The following is a 12,993-nucleotide window of genomic DNA, read 5'->3' as shown; positions in this document are numbered from 1 at the left end:
GCGCATCGAAGCCATGCTTTCGACCCCACGATCAAAAGCTCTGGACTACATTTGATCAATCTATTGCCTGAGTACGCATAGGTCTGAGCATGTTGATTCTGCAGGAGCAGCCAGGAGAAGGCACCATCGCATCAGCGTTGAGCAGCCACGGCTATCTTTTCCTCAAGACATGGCAGCCTGAGGCTTCAACCCTCGAACTGGCATGCAGCATCGGCCCTATCACCGATCTGGAGAAAATTGCTGCCGCGTACAAGCTCGGCAGCATCCAGACCTTAAAGCCGCGTGAAAGCGACGAATCCAGTCCTCACAGTTACAGTGCCGTGTACGGGCTCAACGCCTTCCCCCTACACACGGATTACGCTCACTGGGGAACCCCTCCTCGCTTCCTCATGCTTCGCTGCCGACTTGGCGACCCTTCAGTCACCACCTGTCTCCTGCCGTGGTCATACTTAGCCGAACAAGCCAGTCACATCATTAACCGCGCGATTGTGGCTCCACGTCGAAAGCATCCGGCACAAGCAATCTGCCCCCTTGCGGTTCGATATCGCAAAGACGGCCAGGTTGGGTTCAGATGGGACTCCCTTTTCCTGAGGCCACTTAATCAGGCCGCAGAAGCATTAGCTGACGTTTTGCAGGCCAGGGCCAGGATAGATCGCATTGCAATAGCTTTATCCGATCCTGGGGACACCTTGATTATTGACAACTGGCACATGCTGCATGGCCGCTCCGAGGTACCGCAACGAGCACTGAAGCGCCACATTGAGCGCATCTACCTGTCCAGCTTATGGGAATTGAAATGACAGCACCTGAAGAATCGCCGTGGTCTAAAGAAGCGCTCATGCTTAAAGCACAGCTGTACGCTGAGGAGATGGGGCGCTTTCCAGCGAACGACTGGAGGTTTGGCCTGTTCTCTTCACTCAGCCTTGAATTTCTCGCTCGGGCAGCACTGTCCAACTTCTCACCAGTGCTTCTCGCAGACCAGCAAAGCTGGCGAAACATCATGTATGCGCTGGGCAGAGAGGCTACTAGCAAAAAGTTTTCCGCCACGTCGATAGGCACCAAGGAGGTTCTGGTGCGCTTGAAGGAACTCCTGCCCTCCTTTACTGAGGAGATCGCCGGATTCTGTTCCAAACATGTAGAACGACGAAATATCGAGCTCCACACTGGCGAAGCTGCTTTCTTAGAAGCAGCAACGTCCGAGTGGCTTCCTAGGTTCTATCGCGCCTGCAGTGTCCTCCTCCAATCGATGGATCTTCCCTTGCAAGACCTGGTACCAGACGCGGGCAAGGCTCAAGAAATGATCGCCTCCCTGGAAGATGCAGCTGCTAGAGCGGTCGAGCAGGATATAAAGGCGCACGCAAAGGTATGGAGCAACACCGCCGAGAAGGATAGGAAGACCCTAACCGAGCAAGCAACAACATGGGCTGCCAGGCAATCCGGCCACAGAGAGAAATGCCCAGCTTGTCACTCCCCTGGGTTGCTGAACGGTGATCCAATTGGAACCGTCGACACGTCAATCGGGGATGACGAGGTGATTCAGCGTCAGAGCATGCTGCCCTCCACGTTCGAATGTGTTGCTTGCCGACTTAAGATCAGCGGGTTCTCCAAGCTTTCAGCATGCGGAATGGGCAACGTTTTCACCGAGACCTCAACCTACACGGCTGCTGAGTATTTCAACCTCTACACAGAGGACGATCTTGAGGACGCTAGGCGTGAGGGCCATGACTATGAGATGGACAACAACGAGTGAGGGTAATCTACGAACTGGCACTCAATTGCACCCAGCACCACCGCAGGGCTTATGGGCGCTTGATAAATCACTGGAGCGCAAAGCATTGAGCATCATCCACTAAGCGTTTGCCGATACCTCCCAATCGGAAGCGAAACGGGTATGCTTTGGGTCTTGGCAGAATACTTGGGGTGGGCGGTGCCGAATCAAGACGAACAACTTCAGCAGGCAGCTGATCACATTGAAAAATTGAAACAGGCTGAAGTAGCGTGGACACCGGATGATTTGACTGTGCGCCAGAGCATCGCGAATCCAACTAGCCTTTCTGCGTTATCGTTAATGATAAACTCCCGCTCAAAAAGCATAGAGTCACTTAGTGAGCTAGTTGAGTCCAGACTTCTAAACCTCTGTTTTTCTTCATCTAACTTCTTCATCGAAGAAATACAGAGATCAGCGCTAGCGTCGATACTAAAACACTACTCACCGAAATCAGGAGTTACACGCACCGACTTTCAGAGATCAGCTGCCCGCGCCATAAGAAATACTGTGAACCAAAACACTAACACCAACCTATTTAATGCATTCCTAGCTAAACAGCGAGAGATTGAAGCAACCTTACCATTCAACTTCTCCTCACTTAAATTTCAAAATCTCACTGATAAGCTTGCGAAAATCCAAGCAATTGATTACTGCAAAGAAATAACAAGGCAAGTGCTCGATATTGATGAGCCATCAGTGCTGAGGGCCATCGAAAACTCCAGGCCTGATGAACTTTCTAAACTGTTCGAAGAATATCAGGATGCCGTCGAGGGCGACGGAGCCATTGAGTCGCCGACCGCTTTCGTTAACCGGCCAGTTAACGGAGCCTTGATACATGCAGAAATCATCGATGCACTCGAAGGCAAGAAGAATCGCAAGCCGCTTTCGCCTGCCGCGTTCCTCCTGCTCTGCTACATTCTTGGCTTCCTTACCGGCACGATGACACTCATAAGCCAGTGGAAGGACTTCAAGGAGGGTCTGTGTGAGCTCAACGACCTCACGCTTCAGTCAGAGTCTACTGCAGAGGCCCAAAGGTGGGTTCGTTCCTCGATGTGCCATATGCCTAAAAGCGCCAAAGCGCGTGTGAGGCTCGTGGCCAGGGACAACGTAAACCTTCGCTACTCGCCAAGCATGAAGGCCGAGGTAATCATGCCTTTGAAGCAGTATGCCGTGCTGGAGGTTGTAGACTCGACCGATAAGACTTGGCTCGAGGTCATTTACAAGCACGAGGACATTGAGATTCAGGGCTGGGTATCTAGGAGCATGGTGAAGACCGTCCAGTAATGCATCGAACAAAAGGAGCTGTTTTCGAGTAGCCACCCACGCTCAAACCGTTTGTGACTGAAAGATTCGAACAGATCGTTGAGAGAGCACTCGCCAAGCGCTGACTAACGAGCGCTACTACTCAGGCTATGATCTGTCGAAGCTACGCCACTAGCGTGGTGTTTCGCAAGTAACACTCATATTTTGGTCTAGGCTTTCAGCATCAGAAATGCCGTGGAGCAACGATATGAAAACCGGCCGACCTGCTGCCCCGATTGAGTTGAGCGACGAAGAAAACCTCGAACTGCTTCGTCGCTCCCTACAGCGTAAAGGCCCTGCTGAATCGCGCATTCGGGCCGAAATCATCTTGGCGTGCGCAGCGACTCAGTCGGCTGCGACTCGATGGCTTAAATGATGAACATCGTTCAGGCCGGCCTCGCAGCATTACCGATGAACAAGTACAAGCCGTGGTCAATCAGGCAATGCAATCCAAACCCGAAGATGCCAGTCACTGGAGCACTCGCTCGATGAGTCAGGCAACCGGGATTTCTCCAGCCAGCGTCATGCGGATATGGCATGCCTTCGGCCTTAAGCCTCACCTGGAAAAGACTTTCAAGCTTTCGACCGATCCGCTGTTCGTCGACAAGGTGCACGACATTGTCGGGCTCTATCTCAACCCGCCTGAAAAGGCCCTGGTGCTCTGTATCGACGAGAAAAGCCAGATTCAGGCGCTGAACCGTACCCAGCCAGGCTTACCTCTTGCCCCGGGCAAACCCGTCACTCGTACCCACGACTACAAACGCCACGGAACCACATCGTTGTTCGCGGCGCTGGATATCGCTACGGATGAAGTCATCGGAAGATTGAAGCGCCGCCATCGAAGCACCGAGTTTCTCTCGTTCCTCAAAGAGGTGGACGCCAACGTACCAGAGGACATGCCAGTTCATTTGGTAATGGACAACTACGCGACACACAAGACCGACAAAGTGAAAGCGTGGTTGGCAGCGCATCCGCGCTACCAAGTGCATTTCACGCCTACTTCGGCATCCTGGTTGAATCTGGTGGAGCGCTTCTTTTCTCGACGCTGAGCGAGAAGTGGATCAAGCGCCAGGCACATACCAACGTGAAAAATCTGGAGGAGTCTATTGAGTACTACCTGTCCGCTCATAACGCCAACCCTCGACCCTTTCGCTGGCATCGAAAGGCCGATGACATCTTGGCGAGCGTCGGCCGTGCAGCCGAGGCGCTAAGCCGAAAAATATGAGTGTTACTTGCGAAACACCACACTAGACCATACAGACAAACGCATCACTGCAACGGTATATCGGAGAATAGGGGACCGTACTACCTGCTCAACAACCTTTTATAATTTTAAAAATCGAGCTCCATATTAGCCCTGATCTCCACCTTCAGTTTTCCTAGGAGAAAAACCAGCATTACTAGTTAAGTCTCGCAACGTACCAGCGTGGCGTTCCTCATGCTCTGATCTCGATATCACAATATCTGCTGGGACGAGCGATAACACTACGGTCCATAATTGCCACAGCGTCAAAATAGCTAGCGAACCATATGATAAAGAACGCATAATCTCAACATGCGAAACTAAAAAATCAAACCGTTTCAACAGCGGAGCAATGATTCCAATCAACAATACCGAACAAAGTATTGCAGTTGAATGAACAATGGGCGTGAGAAGTCGAGACATCCCTCCACCATTACTTGGCTTGGGGGTAGTAGCTTTGCGAAAGGAGAGTTTTAATCGATCCGGATAGATGATCGCCAACCAAGCCCCGACTACAGCAAAGATAATAGAGGCTGTAGCTCGCAGAGCTTCAAACAAAGGCCACTGGTCTTTGAAAGGCACCCCACTACCTTGCCAGAATGCAAGCATAACTATAGCAAGGGAGAGGACTAGAGCGACAGCCTTGATAATCACCTTCAGTCACCTCATAAGGTTAAGTATATCCGCCCGCTGGGCACGAAGCGCTCGAAGCAGCGATTTTGGATTGACAACTTCTAGATTGTTACGTTCAATATCAAAACTGAAACTGCTACGAGCGATCGCGTGACTCAGCCAATGCGGAGAGCTCTGACCACTAAGAACAAACCCATAGTCATCCCATTCAGTTTCATGATCTTCGGTCCAAGCCTCGATGATGCTTTGAACCTCATCGCGATCCATTCGCGCCTTCACTTCATATTTGAAGTTCACTTCATCAGGAAGGTTCTGCGCATAGCGAAGTGTCGCCATCCTGTACGCTTTTTGCCAAAAAGCCAACTCTTCGGGACGGTTTAGCTGTAGGCTTGTCTTCCTAATAACCTTACGGATCAAGTGTGCACTTTCAAGGAGCAGATTATGCTCTCCAGCTTTTTTCAATATCTGCGTCCGAAATCTTGGATATACATCGTTTCGTACAGGATCGTTCACTCCGCGACGGTAACCAAGTATTTGCAAATCCGCATCAGCATCCGGGTCAGTAAACACCACTGATGATGAATAATGCCCAAGGTACGCTTCCATGTATTCCTGCATAGGTTTTTGCCCCGTGATTAGGTGCTGAAACCGAATACTGGCGAATGCACCTTCTTCTGGAACAAACCAAAAATATGTCGCGAACCCAGGGATCCCTCCCTCAGGAATATCATTCATGACAACTTGCGCATTACCCACTGCCGAGTTACCCATCGCAGCTGCAACCTTCCCCTGGGTAGCCGGCGTTTGATTCCACATAGTGACCAGCCAATCCTGCCGGTCTGCAGTGATGTCCATCAAATAGACCGGCAGGAAATCCGATCCTTCAGCGGGCTCAAAGGTCTTAGTCACAGCGAGGCTCTTGCCTTGACTCCACCCTGACAACTCCTGGAGCAATGAGGCCGAGCTACCAAATTCTGGGTGTTCAGTTTCACCCCGCTTGTAAAAGCCGGTTTGATTAATTTTGTAAAATGTGATCTGTGCCTGCTCTAACGCCACTGCGCCGCTCCTGTGCTCAGCAAAATGATAACTACATCGGCAATCCCCGAGGAGGATACACCTGAGGGCATCATGGCATCAAAGTGCCGTCAAAAGGTGCCCTATCGTCGCCCGCGAACGGACAGCCCTGACGGTGCGTAATTGGAGTGAAGCGGAAATGATCCGAAAAATGCGGAAACGAGTAAGCGCCCAGCGAGGTTGAAACGGGGACTTATGAAAACGCAAAAAGCCCTGATTAATCAGGGCTTTAGTGCAGAAAATATGGCGGAAGCGTAGAGATTCGAACTCTAGGATAGTTGCCCATCGACGGTTTTCAAGACCGTTGCCTTAAACCACTCGGCCACGCTTCCACTTTGTCATGCGGGCGCCATCATACCGAAATGAAACACGCTGTCAAACTCTCTACGTGGCTGCTTTCCAAGGGTCTGATATGATCTTTGCAACTCAACGTTTCAAACCCCACAGGAGTGTCGCCATGCGCGAACAGGATTATGCCGTCCACCACGGCCTGCAGGCCGATCAGCAGGAAGTCAGCAAGGTCCTGCGCAACACCTACGGCCTGCTGGCCCTGACCCTGGCTTTCAGTGCCGTCATGGCCTATGTCGCACAGCAGATGCGCGTCGGTTACCCGAACATCTTCGTCGTACTGATCGGTTTCTACGGTCTGTTCTTCCTCACCGCCAAGCTGCGTGATTCGGCCTGGGGCCTGGTCTCCACCTTCGCCCTGACCGGCTTCATGGGCTTCCTGCTTGGCCCGATCCTCAACCGCTACCTGGGCATGGCCGGTGGCGCCGAGGTCATCAGCTCGGCCTTCGCCATGACCGCGCTGGTCTTCGGTGGCCTGTCGGCCTACGTGCTGATCACCCGCAAGGACATGAGCTTCCTCAGCGGCTTCATCACCGCTGGCTTCTTCGTCCTGCTGGGCGCTGTGGTCGCGAGCTTCTTCTTCCAGATCAGCGGCCTGCAACTGGCGATCAGCGCCGGCTTCGTACTGTTCTCGTCGGTCTGCATCCTCTTCCAGACCAGCCAGATCATCCACGGCGGCGAGCGCAACTACATCATGGCGACCATCAGCCTGTATGTATCGATCTACAACCTGTTCGTCAGCCTGCTGCAACTGTTCGGCATCATGAGCTCGGACGACTGATCCAGGTGCTGAATTGAAAAAGCCCGCTTCGGCGGGCTTTTTTATGCCTCTGAATAGGCGACCCTGGTTTGCGAAATTGCGATGGCGAGGCTACTACCGCAATCGCGGGTGAACCCGCTCCCACAAGGTCCGCGTCGCACTTCAGACCTGCTCTCCCCGCCCCCGAATACACTCCGCAAACACCGCCTCCCGCAAATACGCCACATTCAACCGCGTCCACGGCGTCACCCCCTTCTGATCCGTCTGGAAAATCGCCCCCGGCGCCAGCATCACGCCCCTGCCCTGCACTTCCCGGGTCAACTGCGCCGTGTCCTCGATCCCGGAAACCGCGCCCACAGATACAAACTCTGCTGCGGCCGGCAGAACACCTCCGCCCCCAACTCATCCAGCACCTGCAATCCACCTTCCGTGGCCTCCCGCACCCGGTCCTGCAAGCGCATCAGATGCCGCAGAAAATGCCCTTCGCCAAGAATCACGTCCGCCGTACGTTCGCACAGCTCCGAGCAACTGGTGTGCAGCATCATCTGCAGATCCGCCAGCTCATCGATGATGTCCTTGCTGCCAGCGATATACCCCACCCGCAACGCCGCCGAGACCGACTTGGAAAAACTGCCGATGTACAGCGAACGGCGCAGTTGGTCCAGCGCCGCGACCTTGAGCGCGGAGCTGGGCTTGAAGTCGGCCAGGGCATCATCCTCCACCAGCAACAGGTCGTGCCGCTCGGCCAGTTGCAGCAAGCGATGGGCCTTGGCCGGCGAGATATCCGAGCCGGTGGGGTTGTGACAGACCGACTGGACGAAGAACAACCGCGGCCGCTCCCGCTGCAACAGCGCTTCGAGGGCATCCATGTCCGGCCCGTCGGGCAGGCGCGGGACACTGAGCATCCGCGCGCCCTGCATCTGCAACTTGCCGAACAATGGGTAGTAACCGGGGTTCTCCACCAGTACCGCATCCCCCGGCACCACGAAGCGGCGGATGATCAGGTCCAGCGCATGGTTGGCACCATGGGTGGTGACGATCTGCCGCGGCGTAGCGCTGATCGCGTAGCTGGCCAGCTTGCGCACCAGGCTCTGGCGCAACGCCGGGTTGCCCAGGCGGTTGCCGTAGCGGAACAGGTTGCCGGCCCCGCTGCGCATCACCTGGCGGGTGAATTTGTCCAGGCGCATGTCCTGCAGCCAGGCCACCGGCGCAAAACCCTCGCCCAGCGGCGCCACCCCCGGCTCGCGCACGAACTGCTGGCGCATCATCCAGATGGTGTCCATGGCCCTGGTGTAGGGCGGCGTTTCATCCGCTTCGGCAGCCTGCACCAGCGCGCCGACGAAGAAGCCCTGCCCGTGCCGCGCCTCCACCAGGCCCTTGGAGGCAAGGATCTCGTAGGCGGTGATCACGGTGTTCTTCGAGTGCCCGTGCAGGCGCATGTATTCGCGCAGCGACGGCAGGCGGTCACCGGCCTTGAGCACCCCGGCACGGATCTGCTGCTCCACCGAATCGGCGACCTGCTGGGCAAGGGTGACACGGACCATCGGCGCGCTCCTGGGCTGTCATGGGTACAGTCTGGGTACTGTTGGGCAAAACTGTACCTTTATCCAAGGGCACAGTGGCTGCACATTTAGCACCACGCCGGCGCCGCGCTCAAGCCGTCGCCCCAACAACAATGACTCCACAGGAGCCCCCATGAGCCTCGACTCCCGCCTGCCCGATTTCCGCAACCTGCCTCCTGCCGCCCGCCTCGACCATATCGGCCGCCTGCTCGGCCTGAGCGGTGATGAAGTCGCCCTGCTGGCCGACGCCGGTGCCCTGCCGATGGAAATCGCCAACGGCATGATCGAAAACGTCATCGGCAAGTTCGAACTGCCCTTCGCCGTGGCCAGCAACTTCCAGGTCAATGGCCGCGATGTGCTGGTGCCGCTGGTGGTGGAAGAGCCTTCGATCGTCGCCGCCGCCTCCTATATGGCCAAGCTGGCCCGGGCCAACGGCGGTTTCGTGACCTCCAGCAGCGCCCCGCTGATGCGCGCCCAGGTACAGATCGTCGGTATCGCCGACCCGCTCAATGCCCGCCTGAGCCTGCTACGGCGCAAGGACGAGATCATCGAGCTGGCCAACCGCAAGGACCAGTTGCTCAATCGCCTCGGCGGCGGCTGCCGGGATATCGAGGTCCACACCTTCGCCGATACCCCGCGCGGCCCGATGCTGGTGGCCCACCTGATCGTCGATGTGCGCGATGCGATGGGCGCCAACACCGTCAACACCATGGCCGAAGCCGTGGCGCCGCTGATGGAGGACATCACCGGCGGCAAGGTGCGCCTGCGCATCCTCTCCAACCTGGCCGACCTGCGCCTGGCCCGGGCCCAGGTGCGAGTCACCCCGGAGCAACTCAATTCCGCCGAATTCAGTGGCGAAGCGGTGATCGAGGGCATTCTCGATGCGTACTCCTTCGCCGCCGTCGATCCCTACCGCGCCGCGACCCACAACAAGGGCATCATGAACGGCATCGACCCGCTGATCGTCGCCACCGGCAATGACTGGCGCGCCGTCGAGGCGGGCGCCCATGCCTACGCCTGCCGCAGCGGGCATTACGGTTCACTGACCACCTGGGAGAAGGACGGCAACGGCCATCTGGTCGGCACCCTGGAAATGCCGATGCCGGTCGGCCTGGTCGGCGGCGCCACCAAGACCCATCCGCTGGCACAACTGTCGCTGCGCATCCTCGGGGTCAAGACTGCCCAAGACCTCGCGGAAATCGCCGTGGCCGTGGGCCTGGCGCAGAACCTCGGGGCCATGCGCGCCCTCGCCACCGAAGGCATCCAGCGCGGCCATATGGCCCTGCACGCGCGCAACATCGCCGTAGTGGCCGGCGCCCGTGGCGACGAGGTGGATTGGGTCGCCCGGCAACTGGTGCAGGACCACGACGTGCGCGCCGACCGCGCCGTCGAGCTGCTGAAACACAAGCGCGGCGAATGACTATGCAGGTCAGGATCTTCGAGGTAGGCCCGCGGGACGGGTTGCAGAACGAGCCACGGCATCTGTCGGTGGACACCCGCCTGGCCCTGATCGGCAAGCTGGCAGCCACCGGCCTGCGGCATATCGAGGGCGGCGCCTTCGTGTCGCCGCGCTGGGTACCGCAGATGGCCGACAGCGAGGCGCTGTTCCAGCGTCTGCCGGAGGACGACGGGGTCAACTATTCGGCCCTGGTGCCCAACGGCCAGGGTTTGGACGCCGCGCTACGCGCGGGATGCCGGGAGGTAGCGGTGTTCGCCGCCGCCTCCGAGGCGTTTTCGCGCAACAACATCAATTGCTCCATCGATGAGAGCTTCGAGCGCTTCACCCCGGTGCTGCAAGCTGCCAAAGCTGCGGGTGTCCGGGTGCGCGGCTATGTATCCTGCGTGCTCGGCTGCCCGTTCAGCGGTGCAGTGGCGCCAGACGCCGTAGCAGCGGTAGCGCGCCGCCTGCATGCACTGGGCTGCTACGAGATCAGCCTGGGCGACACCATCGGCGCAGGACGCCCGGACGAGACCGCCCGCCTGATCGAGCACTGCGCCCGCGAGCTGCCGGTCGAAGCCCTGGCCGGGCATTTCCATGACACCTGGGGCATGGCCATCGCCAATGTCCACGCTGCGCTGTCGCAGGGAGTACGCACCTTCGACAGCTCGGTCGCCGGCCTCGGTGGCTGCCCCTACTCCCCCGGCGCCAGCGGCAACGTGGCGACCGAGGACGTGCTCTACCTGCTGCATGGCATGGGGTTCGAGACCGGCGTGGACCTGGACGCAGTGGCCCGGGTCGGCACCTGGATCAGTGCGGAGCTGGGCATCGCCAATCGCTCCCGCGCAGGCAGGGCCCTGGCGGCAAGGAGCGCAGAACACCGCTGAACCCGATCCTGGCTCCCGAACAAAAACAACAAGCCCGCAAGGGCAGGAGAATTCCGATGACACTTGAATGCCGCCTGCACCCCCGCACCACGGTGGTGAACCATGGCTGACGACAACCTCTACGAAGTCTGGGGCGACACCGTGGACAGCCGCCACCTGATCGCTTCCATCGCCATCGGCGCCGCCTGCAGCCTGGGCATCTTCTTCCTCGCCGAGCACCTGCTGACCGGCTGGGTCGAGTCCGCGCAGATGGCCCGCGCCTACGCCATGCTCCTCGGCATCCTCGGCTCGCTGCTGGGCGGTGGCGTCAGCGCCTGCCTGTTCAAGCCCAAGCGCCATGTGGTGGAACACGTCGCCGACCCGGCGTGGCGTCAGCAGGTGATCGAAGAGCTGCGCAGCGAATACGGCGGTATCGGGCAACTCTCCGAACTGCCGCCGGAAGTTCGCGCCGAGCTGCGCGAGCTGGGCCTGGAGCAGTTGTTCGATGAAGCCGAACCGGCCAGCCACACCCGCACCGTCACCGCCCCGGCAGCCCTGAAGGGAGGTACCGCCTGATGGAAGCCCTGTTCGACCAGATCCTGATGGCCGCCCTGATGGGCGTGATCGGTGCGGTGGTGTTTTCCGCCATCGGCCTGATCTCCGGCAGCGACGAGACCACCACCCTGGCCCCGCTGACCCTGCTGGTGGTGCTGCTCGGCGTTCCTGCCGCCGGAGTCTTCACCTTCTTCCTCGCCGGCGCCGTGGCCAAGCACATGACTCACGCCGTGCCCACCGCCCTGCTCGGCATCCCCGGCGACACCATGGCCACGCCGCTGATGCGCGAGGCGAACTTCCTGCGCAACCTCGGCGTGCCACATATCGCCCTGCGCAAGATGATCTCCGGGGCGGTGATCGCCGCACTGGTGGCCGTACCGCTGGCAGTGCTGTTCGCCGTGCTGCTGGCGCCGTTTGGCGACGGGATCAAGCAGGCGGCGCCCTGGGTGTTCCTCGCCGCCGCGACCACCATCGCCTGGTTCTCGGCCGGCCGCTGGGCGTCGGTCCTGGCACTGCTGCCCTTCGTGCTGGTGATCATCGCCCTGCAGACCTTCACTGGCCAGCATGGGGTCAAGCTCAGCGTCAGCTACTTCCTCGGCATCGCCATCGGCCCGCTGATCGCCGCCTTGTTCGCCATGCTTGCCCCGGCCGAACGGGCGCGGATGAAGCGCAGCGAACCGCGGACCTTCTCCCTGTCGCCGGACGTGAAAAGCTGGGGCGGCTGGTTCCCCAACCCGCTGAAGGTCCTCGACCGCCGCCAGTCCGGCTGGACCCTGGCCACCGCCACGGTGTCCAGCGCCACCTTCGTATTCAGCCCGGTGGCGATGACGGTGATTCTCGGTGAAGTGGTCGGTGCGCGAATCAAGCACGCCTACCACCGCCTGACCTCGGTGATCAGCGTGCGCAACGGGGTGACCGAGTCCACCTATATCGCCGAGGCGCTGATCCCGCTGATCGCCTTCGGCCTGCCCCTGAGCCCGGTGGCCGCCGGCCCGGCCGCGCCGCTGTTCAACGCCCCGCCGCGCTTTACCGTGGACAGCGCCACCGGCCAGGTGAACAATCTGCACAACCTGCTCAGCGCCGGTGAGTTCCTTGCCTTCGGCATGCTCGCGGTGGTGATCGCTATCCTGATCGCCTACCCGTTCTCGATGAACTTCGCCCACCGCGCGGCTTCGTTCGTGTCGCGGCGCATCAGCCACGAGGCGGTAATCGCCACCTTCGTCGGCCTGATCCTGGTCATCGGCCTGTGGGAAGGTGGCCTGCTGGGCCTGCTGGTGATCCTGACCATCGGCCTGCTGGGCGGCTTCCTGCAGCGTTTCATCGGCTTCAACATCGGCGTGCAGTTCATGGGGTACTACACCGCCGTGCTCAGCGTGCCGGCCATCATCGCCCTGTTCGCCTGACCTTCCACTTTCTCCCACGCAGCCCCGGGCGGCTGCGTGGT

General features: G+C 58.8%; 10 protein-coding genes, 1 tRNA gene and 2 pseudogenes. 9 read left to right on the top strand and 4 right to left on the bottom strand.

The window, feature by feature from the left end:
• Nucleotides 1-89: 89 nt before the first annotated feature.
• The 4 genes and pseudogenes from CSV86_RS07135 to CSV86_RS07120 all read left to right on the top strand — a co-directional run bounded on the left by CSV86_RS07135 (nt 90) and on the right by CSV86_RS07120 (nt 4,295).
• Nucleotides 90-800 (top strand): Fe(II)-2OG oxygenase family protein, encoded by a 711-nt coding sequence (locus CSV86_RS07135; protein ID WP_170394484.1) that lies wholly within the window; start codon nt 90-92, stop codon nt 798-800.
• 38 nt (nt 801-838) lie between these two features.
• On the top strand, nt 839-1,750 hold the full coding sequence (locus CSV86_RS07130) for a Rossmann-fold NAD(P)-binding domain-containing protein (protein WP_009397554.1): 912 nt from the start codon (nt 839-841) through the stop codon (nt 1,748-1,750).
• Nucleotides 1,751-1,891: 141 nt separating this feature from the next.
• Nucleotides 1,892-3,052 carry an SH3 domain-containing protein gene (locus tag CSV86_RS07125; protein WP_158487709.1) on the top strand — a complete coding sequence of 387 codons (1,161 nt, stop codon included), beginning with the start codon at nt 1,892-1,894 and terminating at the stop codon, nt 3,050-3,052.
• 226 nt (nt 3,053-3,278) lie between these two features.
• Nucleotides 3,279-4,295, top strand: a pseudogene (locus tag CSV86_RS07120) (IS630 family transposase).
• A 126-nt stretch (nt 4,296-4,421) separates the two neighbouring features.
• On the opposite strand, the gene CSV86_RS07115 reads toward CSV86_RS07120, so the two are convergent.
• The 3 genes from CSV86_RS07115 to CSV86_RS07105 form a co-directional block, all read right to left on the bottom strand.
• On the bottom strand, nt 4,422-4,967 hold the full coding sequence (locus CSV86_RS07115; RefSeq protein ID WP_009397567.1) for a hypothetical protein: 546 nt from the start codon (nt 4,965-4,967) through the stop codon (nt 4,422-4,424).
• Between the two features lie 6 nt (nt 4,968-4,973).
• Nucleotides 4,974-6,002, bottom strand: a complete 1,029-nt coding sequence (locus CSV86_RS07110; protein WP_009397568.1) for a hypothetical protein — start codon at nt 6,000-6,002, stop codon at nt 4,974-4,976.
• Nucleotides 6,003-6,264: 262 nt separating this feature from the next.
• Nucleotides 6,265-6,352 (bottom strand) — tRNA-Ser (locus tag CSV86_RS07105).
• Between the two features lie 125 nt (nt 6,353-6,477).
• Between CSV86_RS07105 and CSV86_RS07100 the strand changes: the two genes are divergently transcribed.
• The gene (locus CSV86_RS07100) at nt 6,478-7,149 is read left to right on the top strand and encodes a Bax inhibitor-1/YccA family protein (RefSeq protein ID WP_009397569.1); all 672 of its coding nucleotides are present in this window, start codon (nt 6,478-6,480) and stop codon (nt 7,147-7,149) included.
• Between the two features lie 141 nt (nt 7,150-7,290).
• Here CSV86_RS07100 and CSV86_RS07095 read toward each other — a convergent pair.
• Nucleotides 7,291-8,672 (bottom strand): annotated as a pseudogene (locus CSV86_RS07095) (aminotransferase-like domain-containing protein).
• Nucleotides 8,673-8,823: 151 nt separating this feature from the next.
• On the opposite strand from CSV86_RS07095, the gene CSV86_RS07090 reads away from it, so the two are divergent.
• The 4 genes from CSV86_RS07090 to CSV86_RS07075 all read left to right on the top strand — a co-directional run bounded on the left by CSV86_RS07090 (nt 8,824) and on the right by CSV86_RS07075 (nt 12,952).
• Nucleotides 8,824-10,110 carry a hydroxymethylglutaryl-CoA reductase, degradative gene (locus CSV86_RS07090; protein ID WP_009397571.1) on the top strand — a complete coding sequence of 429 codons (1,287 nt, stop codon included), beginning with the start codon at nt 8,824-8,826 and terminating at the stop codon, nt 10,108-10,110.
• Complete coding sequence (locus CSV86_RS07085; RefSeq protein WP_009397572.1) at nt 10,107-11,015, top strand: hydroxymethylglutaryl-CoA lyase; 909 nt, start codon at nt 10,107-10,109, stop codon at nt 11,013-11,015. The genes CSV86_RS07090 and CSV86_RS07085 overlap by 4 nt, the downstream gene beginning before the upstream one ends.
• Before the next feature lie 102 nt (nt 11,016-11,117).
• Nucleotides 11,118-11,570, top strand: a complete 453-nt coding sequence (locus CSV86_RS07080; RefSeq protein ID WP_009397574.1) for a hypothetical protein — start codon at nt 11,118-11,120, stop codon at nt 11,568-11,570.
• Complete coding sequence (locus tag CSV86_RS07075) at nt 11,570-12,952, top strand: tripartite tricarboxylate transporter permease (RefSeq protein WP_009397576.1); 1,383 nt, start codon at nt 11,570-11,572, stop codon at nt 12,950-12,952. Before CSV86_RS07080 ends, CSV86_RS07075 begins: the two co-directional genes overlap by 1 nt.
• Nucleotides 12,953-12,993 lie beyond the last annotated feature (41 nt).

Source organism: Pseudomonas bharatica CSV86 (assembly GCF_000319305.2).
GTDB classification, from domain to species: domain Bacteria; phylum Pseudomonadota; class Gammaproteobacteria; order Pseudomonadales; family Pseudomonadaceae; genus Aquipseudomonas; species Aquipseudomonas bharatica.
Note: the sequence above shows the minus strand (reverse complement) of the source record. Positions and strands in the feature narration are given on the sequence as shown.

What these genes read in the sequence shown, in the direction of transcription:
- CSV86_RS07135 (WP_170394484.1), top strand. Translation starts at nt 90, where the DNA reads ATGTTGATTCTGCAGGAGCAGCCAGGAGAAGGCACCATCGCATCAGCG.
- CSV86_RS07130 (WP_009397554.1), top strand. Translation starts at nt 839, where the DNA reads ATGCTTAAAGCACAGCTGTACGCTGAGGAGATGGGGCGCTTTCCAGCG.
- CSV86_RS07125 (WP_158487709.1), top strand. Translation starts at nt 1,892, where the DNA reads ATGCTTTGGGTCTTGGCAGAATACTTGGGGTGGGCGGTGCCGAATCAA.
- CSV86_RS07100 (WP_009397569.1), top strand. Translation starts at nt 6,478, where the DNA reads ATGCGCGAACAGGATTATGCCGTCCACCACGGCCTGCAGGCCGATCAG.
- CSV86_RS07090 (WP_009397571.1), top strand. Translation starts at nt 8,824, where the DNA reads ATGAGCCTCGACTCCCGCCTGCCCGATTTCCGCAACCTGCCTCCTGCC.
- CSV86_RS07085 (WP_009397572.1), top strand. Translation starts at nt 10,107, where the DNA reads ATGACTATGCAGGTCAGGATCTTCGAGGTAGGCCCGCGGGACGGGTTG.
- CSV86_RS07080 (WP_009397574.1), top strand. Translation starts at nt 11,118, where the DNA reads ATGGCTGACGACAACCTCTACGAAGTCTGGGGCGACACCGTGGACAGC.
- CSV86_RS07075 (WP_009397576.1), top strand. Translation starts at nt 11,570, where the DNA reads ATGGAAGCCCTGTTCGACCAGATCCTGATGGCCGCCCTGATGGGCGTG.